General features: G+C 61.9%; 16 protein-coding genes and 9 pseudogenes. 11 read left to right on the top strand and 14 right to left on the bottom strand.

All coding sequences use genetic code 11. From position 1 onward, the window contains the following. A pseudogene (locus ACKUB9_RS31640) lies at window positions 1-891 on the bottom strand (hypothetical protein); the annotation flags it as partial. A 279-nt stretch (window positions 892-1170) separates the two neighbouring features. Here ACKUB9_RS31640 and ACKUB9_RS31635 point away from each other — a divergent pair. After that, a pseudogene (locus ACKUB9_RS31635) lies at window positions 1171-2601 on the top strand (ISL3 family transposase); the annotation flags it as partial. Window positions 2602-2859: 258 nt separating this feature from the next. On the opposite strand, the gene ACKUB9_RS31630 reads toward ACKUB9_RS31635, so the two are convergent. Continuing rightward, window positions 2860-3585: a class I SAM-dependent methyltransferase gene (locus tag ACKUB9_RS31630; protein ID WP_407530195.1), complete on the bottom strand. Its 726-nt coding sequence runs from the start codon at window positions 3583-3585 to the stop codon at window positions 2860-2862. Between the two features lie 252 nt (window positions 3586-3837). Then, window positions 3838-4137, bottom strand: a pseudogene (locus ACKUB9_RS31625) (transposase); the annotation flags it as partial. Between the two features lie 689 nt (window positions 4138-4826). Between ACKUB9_RS31625 and ACKUB9_RS31620 the strand changes: the two are divergent. The 3 genes from ACKUB9_RS31620 to ACKUB9_RS31610 are packed head-to-tail and all read left to right on the top strand — an operon-like array spanning window position 4827 to window position 8303. Beyond that, window positions 4827-6569, top strand: a complete 1743-nt coding sequence (locus ACKUB9_RS31620) for a glycosyltransferase WbsX family protein (RefSeq protein WP_407530193.1) — start codon at window positions 4827-4829, stop codon at window positions 6567-6569. Next, window positions 6569-7435, top strand: coding sequence for a glycosyltransferase family 2 protein (locus ACKUB9_RS31615; RefSeq protein ID WP_407530192.1), 867 nt, complete (start codon window positions 6569-6571; stop codon window positions 7433-7435). Before ACKUB9_RS31620 ends, ACKUB9_RS31615 begins: the two co-directional genes overlap by 1 nt. Window positions 7436-7439: 4 nt before the next feature. Further along, entirely contained in the window at window positions 7440-8303 is an 864-nt protein-coding gene (locus ACKUB9_RS31610; RefSeq protein ID WP_407530190.1) for a rhamnan synthesis F family protein, read from the top strand. Between the two features lie 19 nt (window positions 8304-8322). Here ACKUB9_RS31610 and ACKUB9_RS31605 read toward each other — a convergent pair. Further along, window positions 8323-8583, bottom strand: a pseudogene (locus ACKUB9_RS31605) (IS66 family transposase); the annotation flags it as partial. A gap of 99 nt (window positions 8584-8682) precedes the next feature. Between ACKUB9_RS31605 and ACKUB9_RS31600 the strand changes: the two are divergent. The 7 genes and pseudogenes from ACKUB9_RS31600 to istB form a co-directional block, all read left to right on the top strand. Beyond that, window positions 8683-9345: pseudogene (locus tag ACKUB9_RS31600) on the top strand (IS66 family transposase zinc-finger binding domain-containing protein); the annotation flags it as partial. 255 nt (window positions 9346-9600) lie between these two features. Further along, window positions 9601-10263, top strand: a pseudogene (locus ACKUB9_RS31595) (IS66 family transposase zinc-finger binding domain-containing protein); the annotation flags it as partial. 255 nt (window positions 10264-10518) lie between these two features. Continuing rightward, window positions 10519-11799 carry an IS66 family transposase gene (gene tnpC / locus ACKUB9_RS31590; protein ID WP_407530188.1) on the top strand — a complete coding sequence of 427 codons (1281 nt, stop codon included), beginning with the start codon at window positions 10519-10521 and terminating at the stop codon, window positions 11797-11799. 16 nt (window positions 11800-11815) lie between these two features. After that, complete coding sequence (locus ACKUB9_RS31585) at window positions 11816-12790, top strand: IS110 family RNA-guided transposase (protein ID WP_407530186.1); 975 nt, start codon at window positions 11816-11818, stop codon at window positions 12788-12790. A 262-nt stretch (window positions 12791-13052) separates the two neighbouring features. Next, window positions 13053-13670 (top strand): annotated as a pseudogene (locus ACKUB9_RS31580) (IS66 family transposase); the annotation flags it as partial. A 16-nt stretch (window positions 13671-13686) separates the two neighbouring features. Continuing rightward, a complete protein-coding gene (istA, locus tag ACKUB9_RS31575; RefSeq protein WP_407530184.1) occupies window positions 13687-14898 on the top strand; it encodes an IS21 family transposase in 1212 nt (403 codons plus the stop codon). Continuing rightward, window positions 14895-15725 (top strand): IS21-like element helper ATPase IstB, encoded by an 831-nt coding sequence (gene istB / locus ACKUB9_RS31570; RefSeq protein ID WP_407530182.1) that lies wholly within the window; start codon window positions 14895-14897, stop codon window positions 15723-15725. The genes istA and istB overlap by 4 nt, the downstream gene beginning before the upstream one ends. Window positions 15726-15813: 88 nt before the next feature. Here the strand turns inward: istB and ACKUB9_RS31565 are convergent, their stop codons facing one another. From ACKUB9_RS31565 to ACKUB9_RS31520, 10 genes and pseudogenes are all read right to left on the bottom strand, one after another. Next, window positions 15814-17427 carry an ISL3 family transposase gene (locus ACKUB9_RS31565; protein ID WP_407530180.1) on the bottom strand — a complete coding sequence of 538 codons (1614 nt, stop codon included), beginning with the start codon at window positions 17425-17427 and terminating at the stop codon, window positions 15814-15816. Window positions 17428-17526: 99 nt separating this feature from the next. Further along, window positions 17527-19191 (bottom strand): IS1182 family transposase, encoded by a 1665-nt coding sequence (locus tag ACKUB9_RS31560; protein WP_407530178.1) that lies wholly within the window; start codon window positions 19189-19191, stop codon window positions 17527-17529. Window positions 19192-19326: 135 nt separating this feature from the next. Then, window positions 19327-19636, bottom strand: a pseudogene (locus ACKUB9_RS31555) (transposase domain-containing protein); the annotation flags it as partial. Window positions 19637-19703: 67 nt separating this feature from the next. Further along, a complete protein-coding gene (tnpB, locus tag ACKUB9_RS31550; RefSeq protein ID WP_407530197.1) occupies window positions 19704-20030 on the bottom strand; it encodes an IS66 family insertion sequence element accessory protein TnpB in 327 nt (108 codons plus the stop codon). Window positions 20031-20056: 26 nt separating this feature from the next. Then, the gene (gene tnpA, locus ACKUB9_RS31545) at window positions 20057-20482 is read right to left on the bottom strand and encodes an IS66-like element accessory protein TnpA (protein ID WP_407530176.1); all 426 of its coding nucleotides are present in this window, start codon (window positions 20480-20482) and stop codon (window positions 20057-20059) included. Next, complete coding sequence (locus ACKUB9_RS31540; RefSeq protein ID WP_407530199.1) at window positions 20454-20588, bottom strand: hypothetical protein; 135 nt, start codon at window positions 20586-20588, stop codon at window positions 20454-20456. Before ACKUB9_RS31540 ends, tnpA begins: the two co-directional genes overlap by 29 nt. 90 nt (window positions 20589-20678) lie before the next feature. Beyond that, a complete protein-coding gene (locus tag ACKUB9_RS31535) occupies window positions 20679-21488 on the bottom strand; it encodes a sugar phosphate isomerase/epimerase family protein (RefSeq protein ID WP_407530175.1) in 810 nt (269 codons plus the stop codon). Then, window positions 21485-22246, bottom strand: coding sequence for an NAD-dependent epimerase/dehydratase family protein (locus ACKUB9_RS31530; RefSeq protein WP_407530173.1), 762 nt, complete (start codon window positions 22244-22246; stop codon window positions 21485-21487). The genes ACKUB9_RS31535 and ACKUB9_RS31530 overlap by 4 nt, the downstream gene beginning before the upstream one ends. Before the next feature lie 5 nt (window positions 22247-22251). Beyond that, entirely contained in the window at window positions 22252-23379 is a 1128-nt protein-coding gene (locus tag ACKUB9_RS31525; protein WP_407530171.1) for a hypothetical protein, read from the bottom strand. Between the two features lie 868 nt (window positions 23380-24247). Continuing rightward, window positions 24248-24394: pseudogene (locus tag ACKUB9_RS31520) on the bottom strand (IS5/IS1182 family transposase); the annotation flags it as partial. Between the last annotated feature and the right edge of the window lie 195 nt (window positions 24395-24589).

The following is a 24589-nucleotide window of genomic DNA, read 5'->3' as shown; positions in this document are numbered from 1 at the left end:
ATCGCCGTTGGCCGCGAGGTAGCCGTTGGTAGAGAAGTACGCGTTCGGATCGCGACCCTCCCGCCAGCCAGAGATTTCATAATGCTGGGCGGCGGGTATTTCGGCGGCAAGGACATCAGGATTGTGATCATAGTAGAATAAGTCATTGATTACTGATCCACCTAAATCTATAACTGCATCATACAATGTGATTTGCTCAAAATTTTTGATGGTAATGGTTCCTGTTGACCCTCTTATGAGGGCTGACCCTGAGTGCGCATAAACTATCTCAATATTTGAAAGATGCTCCGGCATCACCAAAGTATCGAAGCCGGCGCCTCCATCAATTTGACTTGTAAGGAGCGGCGTAAATATCCGGTCGTTGCCGCTTCCGGAGAGTGTGGTGGCGGCGCCGGAGGGAAGAATCACCGACGATCCGGTAGCTCGATCCAGGCTTATTCCTCCTTGAAAGAGATCGATTTCCAGACCAGTGACATTTGTCCTCGCGTCCAGCGTCAATGGTGCTGTTGACGAGCTTACAGTATGTGCTCTTCCGTCGCTTGGGAAAACGAAGGTGCCTTCTGAATTAGGCGCACTTTCGACGTCGGGTGTGCCAATGTAGTAGCCGTAATCATTATTGGCATCAGCGTTGTCGCCCAAAACGCTATCAAAAGTCTCCGCACTCGCTGAGAGGCCTCCTAGCGCAGTAAGTGTGAAGGTCGCATTTTTTCCATATGTCACCCCGCCATAAGTAAGTAGAGTGAAATCTCCTACCTCTGGACCTCCCTGGCTGTATGTAAAAGATCCTGCACGTATTACATTAACTTGCTGCCCAATCAAAAAACCAAGTGCGCCAAAATCGATGACGCTTGTCGAAACAGCGGGGTCTATCTTTGCAAAACTATAGCTCATGACGCTCTCCCTACCGTATAAAAGCTTGGATCACTTTTATAGGCTCAGAGTACAGTGAAAACTATATCCAATTCGGACTAGAGGATGGAGGTCTGATTTTTCAAAAGGAGCTAATCCATAAGAGATTTTAGCAATGCCGGCGTTGGCGCGGTCGGTCCCCATCGGAGTGGCCCGCCCTGAAAAATGGCTCTGAGCCAACGGAGGGCGGACACAATGGGAACGAAGAAGCACACGCCGGAAGAGGTGGTGGCCAAGCTGCGGCAGGTGGACGTGCTGGGCTGTGGCACGCCCAGTTCCGCCGATCACAGCCGCTACGATCGCCGTCCCGCCGATCTGCCGAGCCTCGGCCAGCCCGTAACGCTGCGCCTGCGCATCCGACGCTTCTACTGCCGTCATCCCACCTGCCACCACCGCACCTTCGCCGAGCCTCTTCCACGGCTGGTGCCGCCACGAGCCCGACGGACACGCCGCCTCGCTCAGGCCCAGACACGGATTGGGCTTGCAGCCGGCGCGGAGGCCGGTGCGCGCCTGACCGGCCACCTGGGGATGCGGACCAGCCCCGATACGATGCTGCGCCTCTTGCACCCCCTCCCGCTGCCGAGTGCGGATCCGCCGCGAGCTGTCGGCATCGACGATTGGGCCATCCGCAAGGGACGGACCTACGGCACCCTTCTCGTCGACCTCGAACGCCGATGCCCGATCGACCTGCTGCCCGACCGCTCGGCTGTGACCGTCACCGCGTGGCTACGTCGCCATCCCGGTATCCAGATCGTCGCCCGCGATCGCTCGACCGAGTACGCCCGAGCGGCCACGGCGGGCGCCCCCGCCGCTCTCCAGGTCGCCGATCGATGGCACCTCCTCCTCAACATGCGCCAAGCCCCCGAACGCTGGCTCGGCCGGGCCCACGGCCGGCTGCGACAGCTTCCCGTCCTTCCCACAGGTGACGGCCGACAGCCGGGGGAACGCCCGCCCGCCTATCGCCGCAGCGCGGCCGAGATCGCCATCAGCCGCGACAGCCGCGCTCGCCGGCTTGCAGCCTACGAAGACGTGCGCCGGCGTCATCTCGCCGGCGAGACGCTGCTGGCAATCGGGCGCGCGACGGGTCTGGCGCGTGCAACGTTACGCAAGTACGCCCAGGCTGAGAGCTTCCCGGAGCGCGCGCGGCGCCGACCCAATCCGTCTCGCCTCGACCCCTACCTCCCTCATCTGGAGCAGCGCATGGCTGAGAGGTGCGAGAACGCCATGGCGCTCTGGCGCGAGATCCGTGCCCAGGGGTTCGCAGGGACCCATCGGCAGGTACACCGCTTCGTCGCCGAGCGTCGCACGAGCCCGGCGCGGCGCACGGCCCGCAAGTGGCGGTCGCGAACCGCATCGACGAACGCCGAGGCCATCAGCGCAGTGCCGATCTCCTCTCCGAAGCAGCTGGCCTGGATCCTGCTGCAGCCCCTCGCGACACTGCAGCCCCGCGCCGCAGCTGACCTCGCCCGCGTCCGGCAGGATCCTGAAGCCGCACGGATTGCTGATCTGGCGCGGCGGTTCACGAGGCTCGTCCGTGCCTGTGGTCTGGGCGGCGACCGGCCAGCGGACCCTGCCGGCGAGCTCGACAGATGGTTGCTCAAAACCCGGACCTCCGGCGTCGCTGCGTTAGAGACCTTTGCGGCCGGCTTGGCGCAGGACGGGGCAGCGGTCCGGGCGGCGCTGACGCTGTCCTTGGGCACGCGAAGACGCACCTTGCCCACCTGATGACGGCAGCCGCGATGAACTTGGCACGCTTGCTGCGGTGGCTGGCAGGCGAACCAGAGGCGCGAACACGGCACTCAGCCTTTGCGCGGCTGCATCAACTCGCGGCCTGACTGAGCTGTGCCGAACTCGCCACCAATATCAAAGTGCGGGAGAATCACCGAAACGGTGGAGGATCAGGGGCATGCAGTGGCGCCTCCCACCATGTCGAAAGATGACAAACGTGATCTACTTCGGCTTCCGGCAGATCACAACTTCGGTATACTCACCAATGATTCCGTGCGTTTGGTCCCAAAAACGCAAGATTCTAACGTCAAACGGAGCCCACTCAGCAATAATGCGTCCGATATCGTAACCGTAATCGAATGTGACAAGAGATCCCTTCTCATCAACCGGATTGAGGTGATATTCTGGTGGCTCAACTATAATATTAACCTGTCCATCCGGTCCTATCTCAGCCCGGCGCTTGGCGCCTTGAGTAAGGAATTTAGATATTGGAAACGTATGCAAATACAAGCCTCCTGATTTCAAAGTTCTGAATATTTCTTTGTAGGCCCGATCCGGGTTAAACACGTGTTCCATAACATCAAGCGTGACGACTAGATCAAAAGACTCATTATCAAAAGTCTGATGCTCTAGGTCTTCATTGCGGAATTCATTAATAATTCCGCCGAAAGGATGGTTCGGGAAGTACTGTGAAGCAACGTATTGCTCTGCTCCATTTCGAAGTTTCAGTGATATGCCGCGATCGGACGGAGATGATTCATGAATGCGCGCCGATTTCCAGTCTGGCATAACCTCCTGTAATACTAGCGCCAGAGCCCGTTCGCGCACAACAGAGCCGCATTCGGAGCAGGCAAGGAAATCACGAAACCATTCATGCTTCGATGCGAATCTTGCAGCCCTCTCGCAGCAAGGGCAGAAGCCGCTGTACTCATACGAAAAGCCATCCATTTTCCGTCCCTGCAGGCTTGATCAGTTTTCTGAGTTGATAGCCGGACTCAGCGGCTCCGTCACGCACCGTCAGACCGAAGTGGCTCGGCCTGTGACATTTCCTGCATCTGAGCGGTAGCAGCGGATGCGTGGCGGGGGCAAGGTGAGACGCCGTATCCTCCCCGGTCGTATCCCAAGGCGTGGTGTCATGCCAGCCTCCGCTGGGCGGAACTCACGCTGGAGAGCGGTGGGCTGCGGTGAACTGCACCCGTTTTGGCCGGCCAGGCGCCATAGCTTACGAAGGCATAGTGACCCTGACCCAGCCAATTGGTCATCGCCGGATTGAACAGTCTGATACCCGTCTTCCAGCAGGCGCCGCTTCCACCGGAACAACAGGTTAGGCGAGAGGCCGTAGCGGCGCGCGGCAAACTATATGGACGAGCCGGGCTGCTGGCTTTCCTCGACGACGCGGATCTTCTCGGCCGTGGATCAACTCCGGCGGCGCTGCACACCGGTCAGGACCTCGCCGTGGGATGGTGGCGCGATAAGATCGGATGCCATGGCCTCATCTATAAGCCTACGCCTGTGCCTCCATGAGCTATGCTGCCTGAACGGTCAAACGTGTGGCCCGCCCTGTCCGCGAATGGCTCTGGATCCGCTGGTCTGTGCGGTCCGCATAAACGCATCCGGCCTTCCGGCACTGCCGATGGCCAAGCTGGAGATCCGCGCGTTCGGGGCCTCATAAAGGGGGCGGCGTCGAGCGCCATTATGGCCGGGAGGTTTCCAGAACACCGGCCGACTGTCAAACCATCTTCCTCTCACCTCCCGCAGACTTCGGACGGCCGACGCGCGCCGCGCCAGCCGAATTCGGATCAAGCCCGCGGCCACGCCGCAGGATGCTAATCAGCGCCCAACTGCCACATACTCGCTGCCGCCATACGCGTCGTCATAAGGAACGCTCACGCCCTCAGATTGGCCACGTCAACATGTTGACACCCAGTCGGAACCGTTTATCTCGGTTCACCGCTGAGCATCTCTTATTCGTCGCTGGAGGCACTAAACGCCCGCAGCGCGGCCGCGCCATTCACCAACAGGGTATGCACTATGAACTTCATGCTGCTATTTAAGCATTCTGGCACTCGCAGTTGAGTGATCCATAATGAGATAGATGACCCAAGCAGCTATGTAGAATAACATCGGGTCGAGATCGTCCCGTGCGTACCGCGCGTTAAATGGCAAGATCTCTCCTTTAGAGGCACAGTATGTTCAGGGTTCCCCGTCGCAAGCAGGAAACTAAGCAGAGAGCCGAACTTCCGGCCGACTTCGACGCTGCTGCCTATCTTGAGCTCAACCCAGACGTCAAAAAGGCAGGCGAAGACCCGGCAGGGCACTATCTAGCATTCGGTCGCAGTGAAGGCCGACCTTATCGCTACTATGCCGAACTTCCTGCCGATTTCAACCCTGATGTATATTTAGCCTTACATCCTGACGTTAAAAAGGCGCGACACGATCCAACCGTACACTATCGCACGCATGGTGCCTTAGAGGGGCGCGCCTATAAAATCGAAGATCGGCTTCCGTCAGATTTCAGCGCAGATGTGTACGGTGAGTTGAATCCTGACGTAAGAACATCGGGGCTCGCTCCAGATCTTCATTATGTAATTTTTGGAGAAGCCGAAAATCGCCGTTATAAGTATGATGAGCAGCAGTTATCGAATAATCTAGCTCCGACGTACCGTTACAGCATTCAACACTATTCGTCGGACTATAAAGATGACGCCTTTGCCATCGATCCGAAGTTGATCGCATTTTATCTTCCTCAATTTCATCGCGTTAAGGAAAATGATGAATGGTGGGGTGAGGGTTTTACGGAATGGACTAACGTTCGGAAAGCAAAGCCTAATTATGTGGGCCACCCTCAGCCCCACGTTCCGGCCGGTCAGGATTACTATGATTTGGCTGATGTAGCCGTACAGGTGCGCCAAGCGCGCTTAGCTAAAGAGTACGGCATTAGCGCATTCTGCTACTATATGTATTGGTTCAACGGCCGTCGCGTCTTAGAGCGCCCACTAGACCAGATGCTCGCTAATCGGACGGTCGACATACCATTCTGCATCTGTTGGGCGAATGAGAATTGGACGCGAACGTGGGACGGCAAAGCAAACGACGTGCTGCTCGCCCAGGTGCACTCTCCGGAGAACGACAGGCGCTTCATCCTAGATGCGATGAAATACCTTAAAGACCCTAGGTACCTCCGTATTGACGGGCGCCTCGTCCTACTTGTGTACCGCACCGATCTCCTCCCAGATTGTAAAGAGACTGCGGCGATATGGCGTGAAGAGGTGAGGCGAGCTGGCCTCGGCGAGCTTCATCTGTGTGCGGTTCAGTTCTACGGCATAACTGATCCCACTCCCTGGGGCTTTGATGCAGCAGTCGAGTTTCCTCCGCATGGCTGGTTGGTGCAAGAAAATCTTCCAGACACTAGACCTGAACTACTAAATGATAAGTTCAATGGATATGTATTTGACTACGATAAGAGTGTAGACTACGCACTTCGGAAGCCAATTCCAGATTACCGCTGGTACCGAGGGGTGTTCCCGGGGTGGGACAATACGGCGCGACGGCAGGACACACCTCACATTTTTCACAACTCCAATCCGCTTGCTTTCGAGCGCTGGCTTACTGAGGTGCTTCGGCAAACGGTGTTGATGGCACCTCGAGAACATCAAGTCGTATTCGTTAATGCTTGGAATGAATGGGCGGAAGGGGCGCATCTTGAGCCGGATCAAGCGAATGGAATGCTGAATTTGATGGCCGTCAATGCTGCCTTAAAGAGTATACGTCACGAAAGTCAGCCACTTGCGATTCTTTCGCGCCTGCGACGCTTCGGCGAATACCCAGAGCGTAGTCGAGACGAACGTTTGCTCCTCAACCTGCTCCGAGGAAATGAGCAATCCACCAAAGTCCTTACTGCTATGCTGAGAAATAAGGGCTCTGCCGAGTGATGAAGCGCCCAACTGTTAGCGTGATTGTGCCAATGTACAATCACGAGCAATTCATAGAGCTTGCGCTCGCGTCGATTATTAATCAAGACTACCGGCCTCTGCAAGTCATCGCCATTGACGATGGATCGTCCGATGCAACCGGCCGTCTGGCAAGGGACTTCCTACAAACACGTATGCCATCGGCAGTCGTTATTGAACGCGAGAACCGCGGCGCTGCGCAGACGATAAACGAGGCAATACGGCTTTCGACTGGCGATTACATTAATATTTTGAACTCCGATGATGAATTTGTGCCGGGTAGAATCTCGGAATGCGTCTCCTTCGTCCAACGTTCCGGCCGCGAGATGGTTTTTGGAGAGGTCGAATTCATCGACCCACAAGGAGATCCTGCTGAATTAGATGATTATCTCAATAGCCTTAAAGCGGCTCAAGATGAGTCGAACGTCTACCCGACCCTAGGATTTGCATTAATGCGCAATCAGCTAGGTATATCGACGGGAAATTTTTTCTTTTCGCGACAGCTCTACGATAGAGTAGGTCCATTTCGATCCTACAAATACGTTCATGATTGGGACTTTCTGCTTCGGAGTATCTTTTACGTTGAGCCTACATTCCTACGACAAACAATGTATCGCTACCGCCTCCATGGAACCAATTCCTTTAAGGACCTTGGGCATGTCGCGGGTTACGAAACTTCTGAAGTAATGAGAAATTTCTTGTGGAGTATGGTCTCCCGCTTGCCCGATAATCATCGCGCTCCGTCGCCTCATTACTGGCCTGGAGTCTTCCAGGCGATTCTGGCAGGTTGGAATTATCAGACTTATCTGCCTCCGCGGCTTCGCCGACCTGATGGACTTGAGAGTTAAAGCCATGCGTGCTCTCGTTTTCGCGCATTTTGATCCGCATGGGCAAGTTGATGATCACGTCCTCTACGCGTTGCGCTGCTATCGCCCCTATTTTGACGTGATCTCTTTTATCTCTACCGCGGATTTATCGTACAAAGATATCCTCGCAGTAAAATTGCTCGCAGATACTGTTGTCAAGCGCGACAATGTCGGATATGATTTTCTGAGCTGGCGAATAGGTTTCGATGGTCTTCCAGTTTCCTCCTTCGATGAAATTGTATTCGCAAACGATAGCTGTTACGGCCCGTGTTATGATATAGGTCAGATATTCGAGACGGCCCGTTCATCTCCTGCTGATTTGTGGGGAGTAACTGTTAACCGTCAATTCAGACCGCATGTTCAGTCGTTCTTTATGAGTTTCCGGAAGAGTTTGCTTTCGTCTGGCTTTGCTAGTCATTTCTGGTCCACGGTTGATGCAGCAATACCGGATAAAATGGAATTAATCTTACGCCATGAGGTAGGGCTATCGGCGGCAGTCGAAGCGGCTGGTTTCACGGTCGGCGGGCTCATAGACGTGTTCGAGCCTGAGATTAAGGTTCGGTATAGAGTTATCGATGACAATTTGCCCTTTGAGGATGATCCACGATGGCCGAACGCCAAAGCTTACATCTTGACCGCGGATGCGCCTAACCCAGTGCAGCTTTACTGGGGAGAGGCGCTTCGGCTAGGCTGCCCCTTTGTTAAAGTTGAAATACTTCGAGATAATCCTCTTGCAATCAATCGTAAGAATGTCATAGCGCATTTACGTAATTCTCGGTGGTTTGAGGTCGGTCTAATAGAACGGCACTTGGAGCGCGTAGCGCCCAGATCCTGGAGTGCTGTCTTTTAAGCTGCCACGACCCATAAGCTGTGAAGCCGGCAAGATGCGCGATGGGCTTCTTGGCCGTGCAGCCGGGCGCGTAGACGTAGGCCTTGCCCGGTGGGTCAAGCCCGCCCCAGGGCCGATCGTCACGGGCATACACCCAAAGCTGGCCCGTTTTCGTGCGACCGCGTCCGGAATCGAGCACCGGCGCGGTGGTCTTGTCGGCGAACAGCTTGCCCGACGCCTTCAGCTGGTCCAGCAGACGCGCGTGCACCGGCCGCAGCAGGAAGCCGGCGGTAATTACCCACGGGGTGCGCACGAGCGGGGCTTGATCCGCGAGCGGAGCTCCTGGAGGGGGTCCGCCGCACCTCTTGCCGGGAGGCGATTGGGCTGATTCCCTCGTGAGATGGGCCGCAGCGATCTTGAGCGATTGAGCAAGGAGGAGCTGATCGAGCTGGTGCTGCGCCTGCAGCGCCCGGAGAAGACCTCGCGCACCTCCTCCAAGCCGCCGTCCACCGATCGCAAGGAGCGGCGCGAGCAGGCCAAGCCTGGCGGCGCCAAGCCGGGTCACGAGGGGCATCGCCGGACGCTCAGCCCGGATCCTAACGCGGTCGTCGCACATCGCCCGGGTCAGTGCCCCTGCTGCGGGGGCGCCTTGGCTGCAGATCTGCCGGCCGAGATCGTCAGCGTGTGCGAGCAGATCGAGCTGCCCGCGGTGACGCCCGTCGTCATCCAGCATCAGCGGCTCGCCGTGCGCTGCCCGGCCTGCGGCACCCGCGTCATCGCTGCGGTGCCGGAGGCCGCACGCGGCACGCCGTTCGGCCCGCGCCTGCACGCGGTGGCGGTGTATCTGAAGACCTTCCAGGCTCTCTCCTACGAGCGCCTGCAGGTCGCGCTGACCGACCTGTTCGGGCTCACCCTCAGCCAGGGCGGGCTGATGAACCTGCTGCGGCGAGCCCAGAAGCAGTTCCGGGCCGGTCGCGAGGCGGCGGTCTCAGCACTGCGCCGGGCCGCGGTGGTCGCCTCGGACGAGACCGGCGTGCGCATCGAGGGCAGCAACTCGTACCACTGATGAGGTGGACGGCCCCTGCTACCGGCATCGCTGTGCCAGGATGAGGTCGTTGAGCCCCTCATCGACAGGAGCCGTCCGTGGCACAGGTTAGCACCATCGGCCTTGATCTGGCGAAGAACGTCTTTCAGGTCCACGGTATCGAGTAATTACCCACGGGGTGCGCACGAGCGCGGCGTGGCCCACAAGCGAGGCCGCTAGAGGGAGTTCGCCGCGCCTCTTGCCGGGAGGCGATTAGGCTGATTCCCTCGGGAGATGGGCCGCAGCGAGCTGGAACGCCTGAGCAAGCAGGAGCTGATCGAGCTGGTGCTGCGCCTGCAGCGGCCAGAGAAGACCTCGCGCACCTCCTCCAAGCCGCCGTCCACCGATCGCAAGGAGCGGCGCGAGCAGGCCAAGCCTGGCGGCGCCAAGCCGGGTCACGAGGGGCATCGCCGGACGCTCAGCCCGGATCCTAACGCGGTCGTCGCACATCGCCCGGGTCAGTGCCCCTGCTGCGGGGGCGCCTTGGCTGCAGATCTGCCGGCCGAGATCGTCAGCGTGTGCGAGCAGATCGAGCTGCCCGCGGTGACGCCCGTCGTCATCCAGCATCAGCGGCTCGCCGTGCGCTGCCCGGCCTGCGGCACCCGCGTCATCGCTGCGGTGCCGGAGGCCGCACGCGGCACGCCGTTCGGCCCGCGCCTGCACGCGGTGGCGGTGTATCTGAAGACCTTCCAGGCTCTCTCCTACGAGCGCCTGCAGGTCGCGCTGACCGACCTGTTCGGGCTCACCCTCAGCCAGGGCGGGCTGATGAACCTGCTGCGGCGAGCCCAGAAGCAGTTCCGGGCCGGTCGCGAGGCGGCGGTCTCAGCACTGCGCCGGGCCGCGGTGGTCGCCTCGGACGAGACCGGCGTGCGCATCGAGGGCAGCAACTCGTACCACTGATGAGGTGGACGGCCCCTGCTACCGGCATCGCTGTGCCAGGATGAGGTCGTTGAGCCCCTCATCGACAGGAGCCGTCCGTGGCACAGGTTAGCACCATCGGCCTTGATCTGGCGAAGAACGTCTTTCAGGTCCACGGTATCGAGTAATTACCCACGGGGTGCGCACGAGCGCGGCGTGGCCCACAAGCGAGGCCGCTAGAGGGAGTTCGCCGCGCCTCTTGCCGGGAGGCGATTAGGCTGATTCCCTCGGGAGATGGGCCGCAGCGAGCTGGAACGCCTGAGCAAGCAGGAGCTGATCGAGCTGGTGCTGCGCCTGCAGCGGCCAGAGAAGACCTCGCGCACCTCCTCCAAGCCGCCGTCCACCGATCGCAAGGAGCGGCGCGAGCAGGCCAAGCCTGGCGGCGCCAAGCCGGGTCATGAGGGCCACAGCCGGGCGCTCAGCCCCGATCCCGACGAGATCGTCGCTCACCGCCCGGGTCAGTGCCCCTGCTGCGGCGGTGCCCTGGCGGCCGACCTCCCGGCCGAGATCGTCAGCGTGTGCGAGCAGAGCGAGCTTCCGGAGGTAGCGCCAATCGTCACCCAGCATCAGCGGCTCGCGGTGTGTTGCCCGTCATGTGGCAGCCGCGTCGTCGCTCCAGTACCGCAGACCGCACGCGGCACGCCGTTTGGCCCGCCCCTGCACGCGGTGGCGACGTACCTGAAGACCTTCCAGGCCCTCTCCTACGAGCGGCTGCAGGCCGCGCTGGCCGACCTGTTCGGGCTCACGCTCAGCCAGGGTGGTCTGATGAACCTGCTGCGGCGTGCGCAGGGTCGGTTCGTGGAAGGCCGTGAAGCCGCGGTATCGGCGCTGCGCCGGGCCCAGGTGGTCGCCTGCGACGAGACCAGCGTCCGGATCGAAGGCTGCAACGCGTATCACTGGGCGTTCCGCTCGGACGCGGCGGTGGTCCATCACGCCGCCCCGACGCGCGGCGCCGTGGTGGTGCACGCGATGATGGGCGGACACCGGCCTTCGGTGTGGCTGTCGGACCGCTACACCGCCCAGCAGGGGCACGGCGAGCGCCACCAGACCTGCCTGGCGCATCTGGCGCGGGACGTCGCTTACGCGGTCGAGGTCAGTGACGACCCCGTGCCGTTGCGCCTGCAGCTCTGGCTGGGGTCGGTGTTCAGCTTGGCCGAGCGCGTCACCGACTTGGCGGCCGCGACGCTCTCGGCCAAGCGCCGGGCGCTGGAGCGGCGGCTGGCGGAGATCCTGTCCGCCCCGAGCCGTTGCGATCTCACTCGCGCTCTGCAAGCCAAGATCGGCCGAGCCCGCGACCAGCTCCTGGTCTTCCTCGACTATCCTGGCCAAGTGGCGGTCACCAACAACGGCTGCGAGCGCGCTCTGCGCCCGGCGGTGGTGCAACGGAAGGTGACGAACGGCTATCGGGCCATGTGGGCGGCCGCAGGCGAGGCGGACGTGCGCACGGTCGTCAACACGGCCCGCCTCTCGGGGGCCGGCACCTTCGCCACCATCCTCAAAACCATCGGCGCCTGAGCCCACTGCCACGGGCGTGGGTAATTACGGTATCGACATACAAGGCAAGGTCCTCGTGCGCAAAGCCTTGCGACGTGGCGAAGTTCTGCCCTTCTTCGCCAAGCTCTCCCCCTGCTTGATCGGCATGGAAGCCTGCGCCACCGCACACTATTGGGCTCGCGAGCTGATCAGGCTCGGCCATACTGTCAAGCTGATGCCACCCGCCTACGTGAAGCCGTACGTCAAGCGCGGCAAGACCGATGCGGCCGACGCTGAGGCCATTGCGGAAGCCGTGAGCCGCCCGACGATGCGCTTCGTCGCCGTCAAGACCGTCGATCAGCAAGCCGTGCTCATGCTGCACAAGGTCCGCGACCTCCTGGTCCGGCAACGCACCATGCTGATCAACGCCCTCCGCAGTCATCTCGCCGAGTTCGGCATCGTGGCGGCGCAGGGGCCCGCTGGGGTGAAGGCCGTCATTGCCGAGTTCCACGCTGACCAGGTGAGCCTGCCAGAGTTGGCGAGATCAGCCATCCGCCGCCTCATCGGCCAGGTCGAGGAGGTCGCCGAGGAGTTGAAGAAGGCCGAGGCGGAGATTGTCGCCTGGTGCCGCAGCGATGCCGCGAGCCGCCGCCTGCTGACGATCCCCGGCATCGGGCCGATCACCGCGAGTGCAATTTCGGCGGCTGTTCCCGATCCGACCCTGTTCCGCTCCGGCCGCCAGTTCGCGGCCTGGCTCGGTCTGACACCGCGCCCGCACAGCAGCGGGGGCAAGGAGCGGCTCGGGCGCATCAGCAAGCAGGGCGACGGTGCCATCCGCCGCCTGCTCGTCATCGGCGCGACCTCGGTGATCCGGCTGGCGCGCCAGGACACCCCGGGCCGAGCCTGGGCGAAGCGGCTGCTGGAGCGCAAGCCCGCCAGGGTCGTGTCCGTGGCTCTGGCCAACAAGACCGCCCGGATTGCCTGGGCGGTGCTGGCGCGCGGCGACGTTTACAGGGCGGCCCCTGCCGCCTGACGAGATCCCCCGGCCGCCGGTGGTCTGATGCCGGCGTACGGGGGTGCAAGGTGCTGAGACGTGATGACGAACCGGTCGGCCCGGGATCGAGGCGAGCCCGCAACACCCAAGCGCTTCTGAGCGCGGATCACTGATTGGGACCTCGATCGCGGACTTCATCAAGGCCAGCGGCCATGGGCGCCGCACCAACAGGCCGGACACATGGCTGCACTCCGACCGCGCAGCGTCACTTTCCCCTTGCACTGCAGGGGCCGTCCACACATGGGTGTTCTGCTCGGATGCGGCGGTCGTTCATCACGCCGCCCCGACCCGAGCCGCCGTGGTGGTGCAGGAGGTTATGGGCGGACACCGGCCCGCGGTGTGGCTGTCGGACCGCTACACCGCCCAGCAGGGGCACGGCGAGCGGCACCAGACCTGCCTGGCGCATCTGGCGCGCGACGTGGCCTATGCGGTCGAGGTGAGCGACGACCCCGTGCCGTTGCGCCTGCAGCTGTGGCTCGGGTCGGTGTTCAGCTTGGCCGAGCGGGTCACCGACTTGGCGGCCGCGACGCTCTCGGCCAAGCGCCGGGCGCTGGAGCGGCAGCTGTCGGAGATCCTGTCCGCCCCGAGCCGTTGCGAGCTGACCCGCGCTCTGCAAGCCAAGATCGGCCGAGCCCGCGATCAGCTCCTGGTCTTCCTCGACCATCCTGGCCGCGTGGCGGTCACCAACAACGGCTGCGAGCGTGCGCTGCGCCCGGCGGTGGTGCAGCGGAAGGTGACCAACGGCTATCGGGCGATGTGGGCGGCCGCGGGTGAGGCAGATGTGCGCACCGTCGTCGACACGGCCCGCCTCTCGGGCGCCGACACCTTCGCCACCATCCTCAAAACCATCCGCGCCTGAGACCGCTGGCACAGGCGTGGGTAATTACAGCCGGCGCGCCCGACCCAGTCGGCGAGCATCGAGCGGTCGAGGTGAACACCTCTACGGACCGCGGTCGCCCCGCCCGCGGGCCACCGACGCCTTCGTGCCCTACCTGCGCAAACGCTTGGCCGCTTATCCGCAGCTCACCGCCGTCCGTCTCTGGCGCGAGCTGAAGGAGCGCGGCTTCTCGGGAGCCTACACTGCCGTGAAGCGAGCGGTGGCCATGCTCCGCCCCTCACCTCCTCTGCCGATCGAGCGCCGCTTCGAGACCCCGCCCGGCGAGCAGGCCCAGGTCGATTTCGCCCGCTTCGTTGTCACCTTTGCCAATGAGCCGGGCGTGACCCGCACCGTCTGGCTGTTCGCGATGGTGCTGGGGCACTCGCGCTATCTCTGGGCTCGCTTCGTCGTTCACCAGGATCTACAGACAGTCCTGCGCTGCCACATCGCCGCCTTCCAGGCTCTTGGAGGCGCGCCGCGCGAGATCCTCTACGATCGCATGAAGACCGCCGTGCTCGGCGAGGAGCCGGACGGGCTGGTCATCTACAACCGCAGCCTTCTCGATCTCGCGCGCCACTACGGGTTCCTGCCGCGCGCCTGCCGGCCCTACCGGGCCAAGACCAAGGGTAAGGTCGAGCGCCCGTTCCGCTACCTGCGCGAGGACTTCTTCCTCGCCCACTCGTTCCGCAACCTCGACGACCTGAACGACCAGCTGCGGCACTGGCTCGAGACCGTGGCCAACGCCCGTCGGCACGCCACGACCAAGTGGATCGTCGCGGACGCCTTCACGGAGGAGCGCAGCCAGCTGCAGGCGCTGCCGCCCGTGCCTTACGAGGCCGTGCTCAGCCTGGAGCGGCGCGTCACCCACGAGGGCTTCGTCTCGGTGTCGGGCAATCTCTACAGCGTGCCCGACACCACCCGCCGCCGCGCCCTGGAGGTGCATGTGCTGGCCGATCAGATCCGCATCTACGAGGCGGGGAACCTTGTCGCCTGCCACCTGCCTCTGGAGGGGCGTGGGCTGACGCGGATCGATCCAGCCCATCGCCGACCGCGATCTCCCCCGCCCGAGCCACGAGACGCTGCCGAGCCGGTGGTCGTCAGGCGCGCCGGCGACCAAGTCGCGCGTCGCCCGCTGGCCATCTACGACGCCGTCGCCCGCCAACTCGCGGGAGCCGGAGTGCCCAGGACCGACCGGGGAGACGCGGCATGAGCGGGACCGGCGAGATGATCCCCCCGCTCGTCGAGCGGATCAAGGCCACGCTGGTGGGGTTGAAGATGCCCCGCGCCCTGGAGATCGTGGACACCACCGTGCGGCGACTGGAGCGCGGCGAACTCAGCGCGCTCGAGGCGGTCGATGCCCTGCTGAGCGAGGAGCTGAGCCTGCGCGAGAGCCGGCGGGTGAAGACCGCGCTGGTGATGGCGCGGCTCTCGACGATCAAGACACTCTCGGGCTTCGACTTCGCCTTCCAGCCCTCGCTCGACCGGACCCGCATCCTGGCCCTGGCCGAACTGGGCACCGGCAAGAGCCACCTGGCGGTGGCCCTGGGCGTGGAGGCGGTGAAGGCGGGACGCAGCGTGTACTTCACCACCCTGGCCGACCTCGTGGGGACGCTGGCGCGGGCCGAACGGGAAGGAACGCTGCGCGAGAAGATCCGCTACTTCTGCCGGCCGGCTCTGCTGATCGTGGACGAGATCGGCTACCTGCCGGTGGTGCCGGGTGGGGGCAACCTGTTCTTCCAGCTCGTCAACGCGCGCTACGAGCGGGGCGCGATGATCCTGACCTCGAACCGCGGCTTTGCGGAATGGGGCGAGGTGTTCGGCGATCCGGTGGTGGCGACCGCGCTGCTCGACCGGCTGCTTCACCACGCCGTGGTGGTGCAGATCGAGGGCTCGAGCTACCGGCTCCGCCAGCACACCGCCCTCATGCCCGAGCACATCCGCTCGAAGGCGGCCTTGCAGGCCCCGCCACTTGCACCGCTCCCACGTCGGCGCGGACGCCCACCCAAGAATGGAGGTGCTCCCATCGGCATCGCCTGACCGCCGAGCCCGCTGCTCTGAGGAAAATTGCGCGCCCGAAACTGCGGAAAGGTTCGGTTCTTCCGCACTTCATGTGGCGCGGGGGCAGTCAGAACCGAGTAAGGACACGTTGCCGAAGAAGCGCGAAGCCAGCGCGGCCAAACATCATGCGCTTGAGCATCTTCAGACGTCCGATCTGCCCCTCAACCGGGCCCGTCGACCAGGGTGTCGTGGTCGTGCCACGCAGTGCCTCCACGTCGTGCTGCAGCCCGGCGGCGAAACTCGCCAGTGGCGTCGCCGACGCGGCCGCCAGCCACGCCTCGACGCTCTCGCACGAGCGCCGTCGCACGAGGTCGGCGAAGCGGATGGCCAGCACAGCGCTCTCAACCAGGGCCGGCGCCTCGGCGCGCAGCCCCTCGACGAAGCGTCGATCTATCTCGCCCAGAGTGCTCGGGTCCGCCTGCAGGAGCCGCGCCGTCCGCTCAGCCGACGGAGGCCGCCATCGCGGCGTGCTCGGCGAGCCCGGGACGGCATCCAGCACGTCCATAGCCTCGCGGCGGCGCTTCATCGCCCAATCTCGCACCACACGCGGGCGCACGTCCGCACCGGCGCGAATCAGCGCGCGGGCGAGTTCGGCCGCGTTGTGGCAGCCGGCCTGCCAGCGCGCTTCCAAGTCGGCCCGGTACGGATCGAGGATCGTCGGCACGACGCGGCGACGGCGCCAGGAGGGCGGTGCATCACGGGCGAGCCAGACGCGCACTGTCTTGCGGTCGAGCCCGAGAGCCCGAGCCATGCCCGAGACCGAGGCGCCGCCCTCGGCCAAGCGCTTGAGCTCGGCGTGTCGCGCCTGACGTGGCGCATGTGTCGCCCGCTTCCTGATCTCGCTCGCCGTCGGCGTGCGCGCAGCCCTGCTTCTGGTCCGCGCCGCCTCGACCTCCTGATCGAGGAGCGCGCGACCGGCGGCGCGAATAGCGGCGTGATGATCGACCGCGATCGCCCGCAGGGCAGCGCTGAGATTGCGCAGCAGGTGGAAGCGATCGAGGACTTGGCGGGCTTGCGGGGCGCCGACTCGCGTGCCCTCGGCGAACACCTCGGCGCGGTCACGAGCGACAACGGCAATGTCGGGATGCCCATGCAGCCAAGCCGCGACGCTCTCGGTGGCGCGGTCGGGCAGAAGATCGAGAACCGTGTGCCGCTCCAGGTCGACGAACACGGTGCCGTAGCTGCGGCCGCGCCGCCACGCCCACTCATCGACACCGACCACGCGCGGTTCGGGATGGGTCGGCAACGCTCCGGCCCGGACGAGGCGCAGGAGCGTGTCGCCGCTCACGGGCATGGCCAGACGCTGCGCCAGCCGGGCTGCCGGCTCGCCGCCGAGAGCGAGACCGAGGTGGCGCTGGAGGTCGTGTAGGCGTACCGAGCGGCGGGCGTGCGGCTGGACAACGTCCCCACCCTGCTCGCTGAAGGTACGCCGTGGGCAGGCCGGGTTGGTGCAGCGGAAGCGGCGCACTCTGAGGCGCAGGGAAACCGGCCGGCCCTGCCAGGGCAGATCAGCGGAGGTGCGGTGGTAGGAGCCATGCGGACGGCAGTCGAGTCCTCGACAGCCAGGGCAGCAGGTCGGCCTTGGGCGCAACCTGACATGGATCACGAGGTGATCGGGTGTGGGTTCGATGCCGACCACGCTAAGCTGGGGCGGCACGAGGGGCAGAAGGCGGCGAGGCATAGCGCTCTCCGAGGTGAGCCCCGGAGATATGACGCACCCACCAGCGACCGCCCCTGCGCCACATGAAGTGATATTGGTGGCGAATTCGGCACGGTTCAGTCAGGCCGCGAGTTGATGCAGCCGCGCAAAGGCTGAGTGCCGTGTTCGCGCCTTTGGTTCGTCTGCCAGCCACCGCAGCAGGCGTGCCAAGTTCATCGCGGCTGCCGTCATCAGGTGCGCAAGGTGCGTCTTCGCCTGTCCAAAGTACGGCGTCCGTCGGAGCCGAGATGACCGCACACCCTGGGCAATCGTGCCTTCGACGCCGGCCCGCCGCGCGTATTCGGCTGCGAAGTCCGCGGTCTGCTCCCGCGCCCGCCCGACGCGCAAAGCCTCGTGTTGCGCCTCGGGGCGGATCGTGATCGCCCGGCGTGCCGTGCGTGCGCGTGTGCACTGCGGCCGGAGCGGGCACGCTCGGCAGCCGCTGACCGCGAACTTGATCTTGATCACCGGCGTCGTGCCGCGGGCGAGCGCTGGCGTCCAGCTCTGGCTTCGCTTGCCGGCTGGACACGTTGCCCGCTGCTGAACGAAGTCGATGGCGAAGTCCCGTGCGGCGAACCCGGCGCCGGCTTGCGCCTGCCACTGCCGGTCGCCGCGCGTCGGGCCGATCAGGTCGACCCCGTAGCGTTCCTGGGCGTCGACGAACAGCGCCGCATTCACAAAGCCGGTGTCGGCGATGTGGGTCTTGGGCAGCAGGCCCCGTGCAGCGAGCGCCGCGTGGATGGTCGAAGTCGTGGCGTCGTCCGAGACCGCGGCGGTCGTCGTCTCGACGTTGGTGATCAGGTTCGGGGTGCCCTCGTCGCACGTCTCGGTCAGGTGCACCTTGTAGCCGCTCCACACCGTCGCGCCCTTGCTCGCGTAGCGCGCCTCCACGTCGTAGGGCGAGCCGATGTAGCGACCCGACGGCGGCACCTGATCATTCCTCCGCCACTCGACGCGGTCGCCTGCCGGCCCGTGCTCGACGAGGAAGTTCTGCACCCAGACGCGCCGCAGGGTCTCGACGGCCGCGGCGTCCCGCACAACCGGCGGCGCGCCGTCCGCTGTGGCGAGAGCCAGCAACGTGAAGCCATCGACGCCGGTCTGCACCGCCCACGCCCGGCGCCCAGTCTGGCTCTTGGGCAGCCGAAACTCGCTCGCTCGGAGCTCGTAGCGTTCGGCCCATGTCGGGTTCGTGCACGCGCGCAGCCAGTCGGGCGCCACCGTCGCCAGCGCGTTCAGTGCGCAGCGCAATGTCTCGCCGACGACTTCGAGCCTGCTCATGGTGCGCATCGCCCCGAGGACGTGCGTGGAGTCGCTGCGCTGGCGTCCGCCGCCCTTCAGCAGTTCGCGCTCTCGCGCCAGTTTGAGAGTTGCGTCGAGGAGGCGGCTTTCCGCCCCGTGCGCGAGAAGGCGCGTGCGGAACTCGCTCAGGACAGTGTGGTCGAAGCCGACGTCAGTCAATTCCAGACACAGCAGGTATTTCCAGTCAATCCGCGTGCGAACCGCGTCGGCGGCCTGCCGATCGGTCAGCCCCTCCATGAACTGCAGGAGCGTCGCGAGCGCGAGCCGGGCCGGTGCCTCTGCGGGCCGTCCCCGGGCCGGGAACAGGTCGGCGAAGTCGCGATCCTCCACGACCCTATGCAGGTCGTCGTAGAGGCGCATGACCGGGTTGCCATTCGGAAAGATCGCCCGCGCGACCTGCGCGGTCTGGTCCGGCACGACGTACGTGCGCTTCACGTCGAGCGACATCGCCCACCCCTGGCTGGCTTGGGGCCGCATCGTCGCTCAAGCGCCTTGCGCGGGTCGTCCTCTCATCGCAGGAGGCACGCCGAATTCGCCACCAACATCGAAGTGCGGAAGAACCAAAGTTCGACGCCCGTTGACAACCACGCGCTCGACGCGCGGCAGGTGGGCGGGCAAGGCGCCACGGTTCGCGCGCCGCCGCGCCGGTCCGCTCGGCGTTCACGGCCGGTGCGGTCTCCGCGGCGGCGTGGCCTGCGGCTTCAACCTGCTCGGCCTCTTCCAGACCAAGTAGGAGTTGGTCTTCGGGCAGGCTCTCGGCCCGGCGCCCGAAGCGATGACGCTGCATGGCCTTGATGATCTGGCGCAGCCGCTCGTTCTCGGCCCGCTCCTCGGCCAGGAGCGCCTTGAGCGTCTCGGGATCGTCGGACGAGGGCGAAGCAGGTGTGGCCACGAAGGAGATTAGATCAGATCTATCAGCAACTTGCCAGCATACAGACCTCGCGCCCAGGTCGTTTTGCTCAACCCGCCACTGCCGGCACAGTCACCTGACGCGCCGCGTGCACCTGCTTCCAGTCCAGCCCTTCGAAAAGGGCTGAGAGCTGGGCTGCCGTGAGGCGTACGACCCCATCCTCCATCCTGGGCCAGCAGAACTGGCCGGCCTCCAGCCGCTTGGCCACGAGGACCACGCCGCTGCGGTCCCAGAACAGAAGCTTGAGCCTGTCCGCCCGCTTCGAGCGGAACACGTAGACCGTGCCGGAGAACGGATTGGTGCCCATCGCGTCGCGCACCAACACGGCCAGCCTATCAGCGCCCTTGCCGAAGTCCACCGGACGCGTCGTCAGCATCACGCGGACCACGCCAGAGGGCCCAATCATGCCGGGGCCTTCAGCGCCTGGATGACCGCCGCGATCTGAGCCTCGCTCGCATCGGGCCCAACCCGCACCGTGGCACCCGCCAGCGCGATCTCGATTCCGGCGAAGGCGGCGCATCGGGGTGAATGGACACTCGCCTCGACACGCGCCAGCTCCGGCGGGTCCGGTGCCAGCACGGCCGGCATGAACCGCAACTCGGCCGTCACGGCCCAACGCGCCAAGCGCCGCCACGTGAACAGCTGCGAGGCGCTCAGTCCATGCCGGCGTGCCACGGCGCTGATCGAGGTGTGGGGCGCCTCGCTCTCGGCGACGATGGTCGCCTTCTCTGCCACAGACCATGTCCGCCGCCGGCCAGCCCCGGTGAACAGCTCGAGGCGCCGCGCCGGCTCCTCAAGCTCAGCCGAGCGGCCGAAAGGTGCCGCCAAGACGACGCTTACGTTCCAGCGCCCGGCGCTTGGCCGAGAGGGTCGCCGCCGCCAAGCCGGTGACGCGCTCGGCCAGACTGAATACGGATCCCAGCCAGAACTGCAACGGGAAGCTTCAGCGTAGGCTTACAGAATACCGATCAGGTCCGCAGAGAGACCCGTGGCATGCAATTCGCTCCACCGCTGAAACGCACTGCTATAAAGCAGATTGAAGCGCCTGAACAGCGGACGTAATATCTTGAAACGCTTGTTTGGTCTCCCGCATCTCGATGGCAATCCATCCCTTAAAACCCTGAGACAACAATGCCCTAAACGTGTTTTGATTTGCCGATACGGCATTAGAATCGATAGGGGCGAGTTGTGGGCGTGATAAGTGTACATGAGCTATCAAATGCCCAAACTGCGTAACTAATGTGCCCCCATCATCGCCGGCGATGTTTACACATCCTGTGTCGAGGTGTAGCCTAAGAGAGGGGTGATTTACCTGCCGCACCATTGCCGCGCAAGCGCTTGTATCAAGAAGAAAATCCCCGCCGTATAAAGTGGGCGCTGGTTCTAAAGCCAGAACAAAGTTGTAGGGGGCAATTGCTTCGGCGAGGTGATGGAACCGCTCAGCGCCTATATCTTGTGCCTCTCTCTCGCTCAACGTACCGCGCAGGCGGTTGCGTGGAGAGCCGAACACTCCTACGCCCCCGCCACTTAATTGTTGCGCAATCCGCGCCACCTTGACTGTGTGGTCGATAAGTTCCCTGAACGAGGCTGGTTCGCCGAGTAATTGAAGGTGCGTTTTACCAAAAAAGAGTGCCTGATAGGATGAAACGGTTAGGTTGTGCGATTTCAGAAGCGCACGCTCTGCTTCGACTATATCATGGTCTAACATCTCCCAAGGAGCAAATTTTGTTAGGGCAACCTCAACGCCCTCGAAGCCTTGATTGCTCAGAAAGGTATAGACTGACTCTTTATGTTCTGTATTCCAAGCTATGTTGGAAATAGAATGGCGGATCATTTGTTTTTCTGTTCCAAATAGCTGCCAATGCCTTCAATTACCTGATGTTGATCGAAATGATAGTCACGCTTTCCGCCTAATAGTGACGCATATTTCGTGCGTACGTCGTAGCGCGTAACAGCCTTGTGCTCATCGCCTGGTCTCAGCACGCCGGGAAAGTAACGCTCGCCAATAACTGCCATTGATACAGGTTCAGCTGTTATGTTGATCAGCCGGAGTTTGCTGTCTTTTATGGTCTCAATATCGTTCTCGAGGCGTCGAACATCATACCATTGGAAGGCATTGCGAGAGTCGATCGCTTCAACCATATTTCCATGCTGGAGATCATAAAGCGCGTTCTTTTTTAGATTCCGACCATACAAAGCTGGAAGCCTAATAATGATGCAATTTTCAAATGTTTGAGTCGCAAAATTTTCCAGAATGGCGCGGTTCACACCATAGGCCAAACCAGTCATGTCGGCTGGATCATCCTCTGTGACTTCGAGTGGATGTTGATATACATCTACCGTGGAAATCAAGACGAACAATTCTGTCTTCACATGGCGAAGATTATCAATTAAAGCGTTGATATGCGCTCGATCGTCCTCCGGATCTTTGTTCGCTTTCCATTTAACGGCTCGTGCCCCTGAGCAGATTATTTCATCGAAATGACGCCCACGCATTTCGCTACTATTCCGGCTGTTGAAGAACGCATCATATTTCCCCTTTTCGCGAAGATTTGATCCCACGAATCCTGTGTGTCCGATGAGTGCACGCATGGTTTCTAAACATCCATTCCTAGTTGATTGACCTTCATACCTAATTGATCGACCTTAAAGCGAATTGTATCCAGGAGAGATGAGGGAACATCTTGCAAAATATCATCCTTGTCGCTCTCTATCATTGACAAAATTCTTTCTGTTGCGAAGAAAATAGTGTCTATCTTGCCAGACATGACTGTAAATACACGCCCTTGCCGTTCAACGGAGCAGCTGCGGTCATCATTATTGCCAACCGGTTTGGTTTTAATAGCAATTTGAGGACCAAGAAATCGAAATTTATCGCGGAAATCTGGGACATTCTCAAGAGCTTGCTCAACCATTGCCTTCAATTTTGCTTCGACGAGCGACGAGTCAACCGAGTCTCGCACTCTGCGCGCCTCTTCGGACGTTTTGAAATGGCCTAAGGGCGTGTGAGGGACGCTGGATAAAGTATAAATCGTGCGTTCTTCGGTTGGATAAATGGAGTACAATGGTCCATCTACAAAGGTAAGTGCTGGAAGGCCCGGCTCAGCCTCAAAATATAGTAGCAACGTTGGCTCAAAAAACCTATCTATCTTTGACTCGCTAAAATGGCCCCAAGTTGCGTCCACCATGTAATCAAAGCGCTCTCCATTTACAAAAACACCTTTTCTATCTTGTGATATATCATCTATTCTAACTTCTAGGCTGAGTATTTGACGTAGATGAGTAGAGAAATAATGCCTAGCTTTATCAATTAGAATCACTCTCTCATCAACTCTCATCAGCCCATCAATGTTGGCTAATCGAATGCTGCAACTATCGATGGTGTGGTAAGGTATGCCGGTGGCTGTCATTATCAATTTGTATGTATCAAAATCGACTAGAGATGTATGCTTAGGGACGGCGTATATATTCTGTTCAACAGGACGGCTGAGCTCGCTGTATCTCTCGATGAAGCGTGAAAACCCGTCACGAGATTGGATCCTGGTTCCAGCATGGCGGGGATAATGAAACCCAAGATGTAGCCGAAATTGGTTGTTACCAGAAGCTTCTGCCAGCAATCTATTATTCTGTTCAAAAAGCCGCACAGAAAACCCAAGTGCCATCAATGATGATGCGATGTGGCAGCCGTACCAGCCTCCACCGAGGATTGCTATTTTTTGTGTCATAATAAACGCCTTTTAGGGATGGGCGGCGGCTTGGCTTGCCCAATTCAGGGATCTCGGGGAAAAATTAGAACGTAGCCGGTTGAACACATTATGCTGATCCAATCGGGTTCATTAGAGTAGTCTCCAAGGAGTTCAGATCGTGGGGACCTGATGCCCTCCCTGGTACGAGGGCTTGTCACAAATGTGGCGATCGACCCGGTCGTGTAGGCCGCCGTGGTGGCCGTGTCGCGGCGACTGAGACACGCCTGTCCGGCAACGCTTGCAGCGTAGGGCGCGACCATAGATTCCGGTCCATCATGGTCATGTCGGCTGCCTTGTCGAGAACGAACGGCGATCCACATTGAGGTCGAGTACAAGCGGTGCCCTGAGGCCACAGCTCCGAGGTCTTGCGCGCTCGCATGGGCTCTGGGCAGCAACTCGTCGATACAGCTGTCGGAGCGGCCTTCGGCGATGCATGTGAGAATGTCGATCAGCTAGACGTGTGGCTCGCCGCCGTTCAGCTTAGAGTTAGGAATGAAGCGAGTCAGTCTGGGCTCGGCAATTAGGGCGCAGGCGAGAGTGGTGAAGGCGAGATAAAGCTCGGCCCGCCACTCGTGGCGTGTCGCCTACCGCCGGAATTGGCCGAATTGGGCCAGGGTTCGCTCAAGGCCAAGAGGACTAGAACGCGCGGGTCTCCTTGCTCAGCAGTCGTGCCGGGAGGCCGGATACGATTACACGGACTGCTCAGACCAACGGATTCAGGGCCTCTTGCGGACAGGGCGGGCCATGCGTTGAGAGGCAGGTTGGCACTTTCGAGCGGCACGTGCCGAAAGTCGATAGCGTTGCGCTGCCCGAGGTGGTCCAGCGACCTCCGCTGAAGCTGGTCCCAGACGCCCTCCTGTTGCCAGTCACGCAGCCTGCGCCAGCGCGTCATCCCCGAGCCGCAGCACATCTTTAGCGGCGGTATCTCGTAGGCGAGGCCCGACTGCAGAACGAAGAGGATGCCGGTCAGGGCGGCGCGGTCGGTCACGCAGGGCCGACCGCCCTTAACTTGAGGGGCTCAGGCGGGAGCAGCGGTTTCGCCACCGTCCAGAGCGCGTCATTGACAAGGGGCTGGCTCATATTCCCGAGATCGCACCAGACCCCTTTCTGTTAGAAGCTCTTATACCAAGTCTCGCTGAGCCCGACTCACGCTGGGTAGCGGTGCGGAAGGGGCTGTGATTCTGTCCTC

This window comes from Methylobacterium oryzisoli, assembly GCF_046557895.1.
In the GTDB taxonomy this organism is placed as follows: domain Bacteria; phylum Pseudomonadota; class Alphaproteobacteria; order Rhizobiales; family Beijerinckiaceae; genus Methylobacterium; species Methylobacterium oryzisoli.
The sequence above is the reverse complement of the archived record's forward strand: the minus strand, read 5'-3'. Positions and strand labels throughout refer to the sequence as shown.

Excerpts from the sequence above, each read along its gene's own strand:
- ACKUB9_RS31620 (WP_407530193.1), top strand. The coding sequence starts at position 4,827 with ATGTTCAGGGTTCCCCGTCGCAAGCAGGAAACTAAGCAGAGAGCCGAA.
- ACKUB9_RS31610 (WP_407530190.1), top strand. The coding sequence starts at position 7,440 with ATGCGTGCTCTCGTTTTCGCGCATTTTGATCCGCATGGGCAAGTTGAT.
- tnpC (WP_407530188.1), top strand. The coding sequence starts at position 10,519 with ATGGGCCGCAGCGAGCTGGAACGCCTGAGCAAGCAGGAGCTGATCGAG.
- ACKUB9_RS31535 (WP_407530175.1), bottom strand. The coding sequence starts at position 21,488 with ATGATCCGCCATTCTATTTCCAACATAGCTTGGAATACAGAACATAAA.
- ACKUB9_RS31560 (WP_407530178.1), bottom strand. The coding sequence starts at position 19,191 with ATGTCGCTCGACGTGAAGCGCACGTACGTCGTGCCGGACCAGACCGCG.
- ACKUB9_RS31530 (WP_407530173.1), bottom strand. The coding sequence starts at position 22,246 with ATGCGTGCACTCATCGGACACACAGGATTCGTGGGATCAAATCTTCGC.
- ACKUB9_RS31525 (WP_407530171.1), bottom strand. The coding sequence starts at position 23,379 with ATGACACAAAAAATAGCAATCCTCGGTGGAGGCTGGTACGGCTGCCAC.
- tnpB (WP_407530197.1), bottom strand. The coding sequence starts at position 20,030 with ATGCTGACGACGCGTCCGGTGGACTTCGGCAAGGGCGCTGATAGGCTG.
- ACKUB9_RS31565 (WP_407530180.1), bottom strand. The coding sequence starts at position 17,427 with ATGCCTCGCCGCCTTCTGCCCCTCGTGCCGCCCCAGCTTAGCGTGGTC.
- ACKUB9_RS31615 (WP_407530192.1), top strand. The coding sequence starts at position 6,569 with ATGAAGCGCCCAACTGTTAGCGTGATTGTGCCAATGTACAATCACGAG.
- istB (WP_407530182.1), top strand. The coding sequence starts at position 14,895 with ATGAGCGGGACCGGCGAGATGATCCCCCCGCTCGTCGAGCGGATCAAG.
- ACKUB9_RS31630 (WP_407530195.1), bottom strand. The coding sequence starts at position 3,585 with ATGGATGGCTTTTCGTATGAGTACAGCGGCTTCTGCCCTTGCTGCGAG.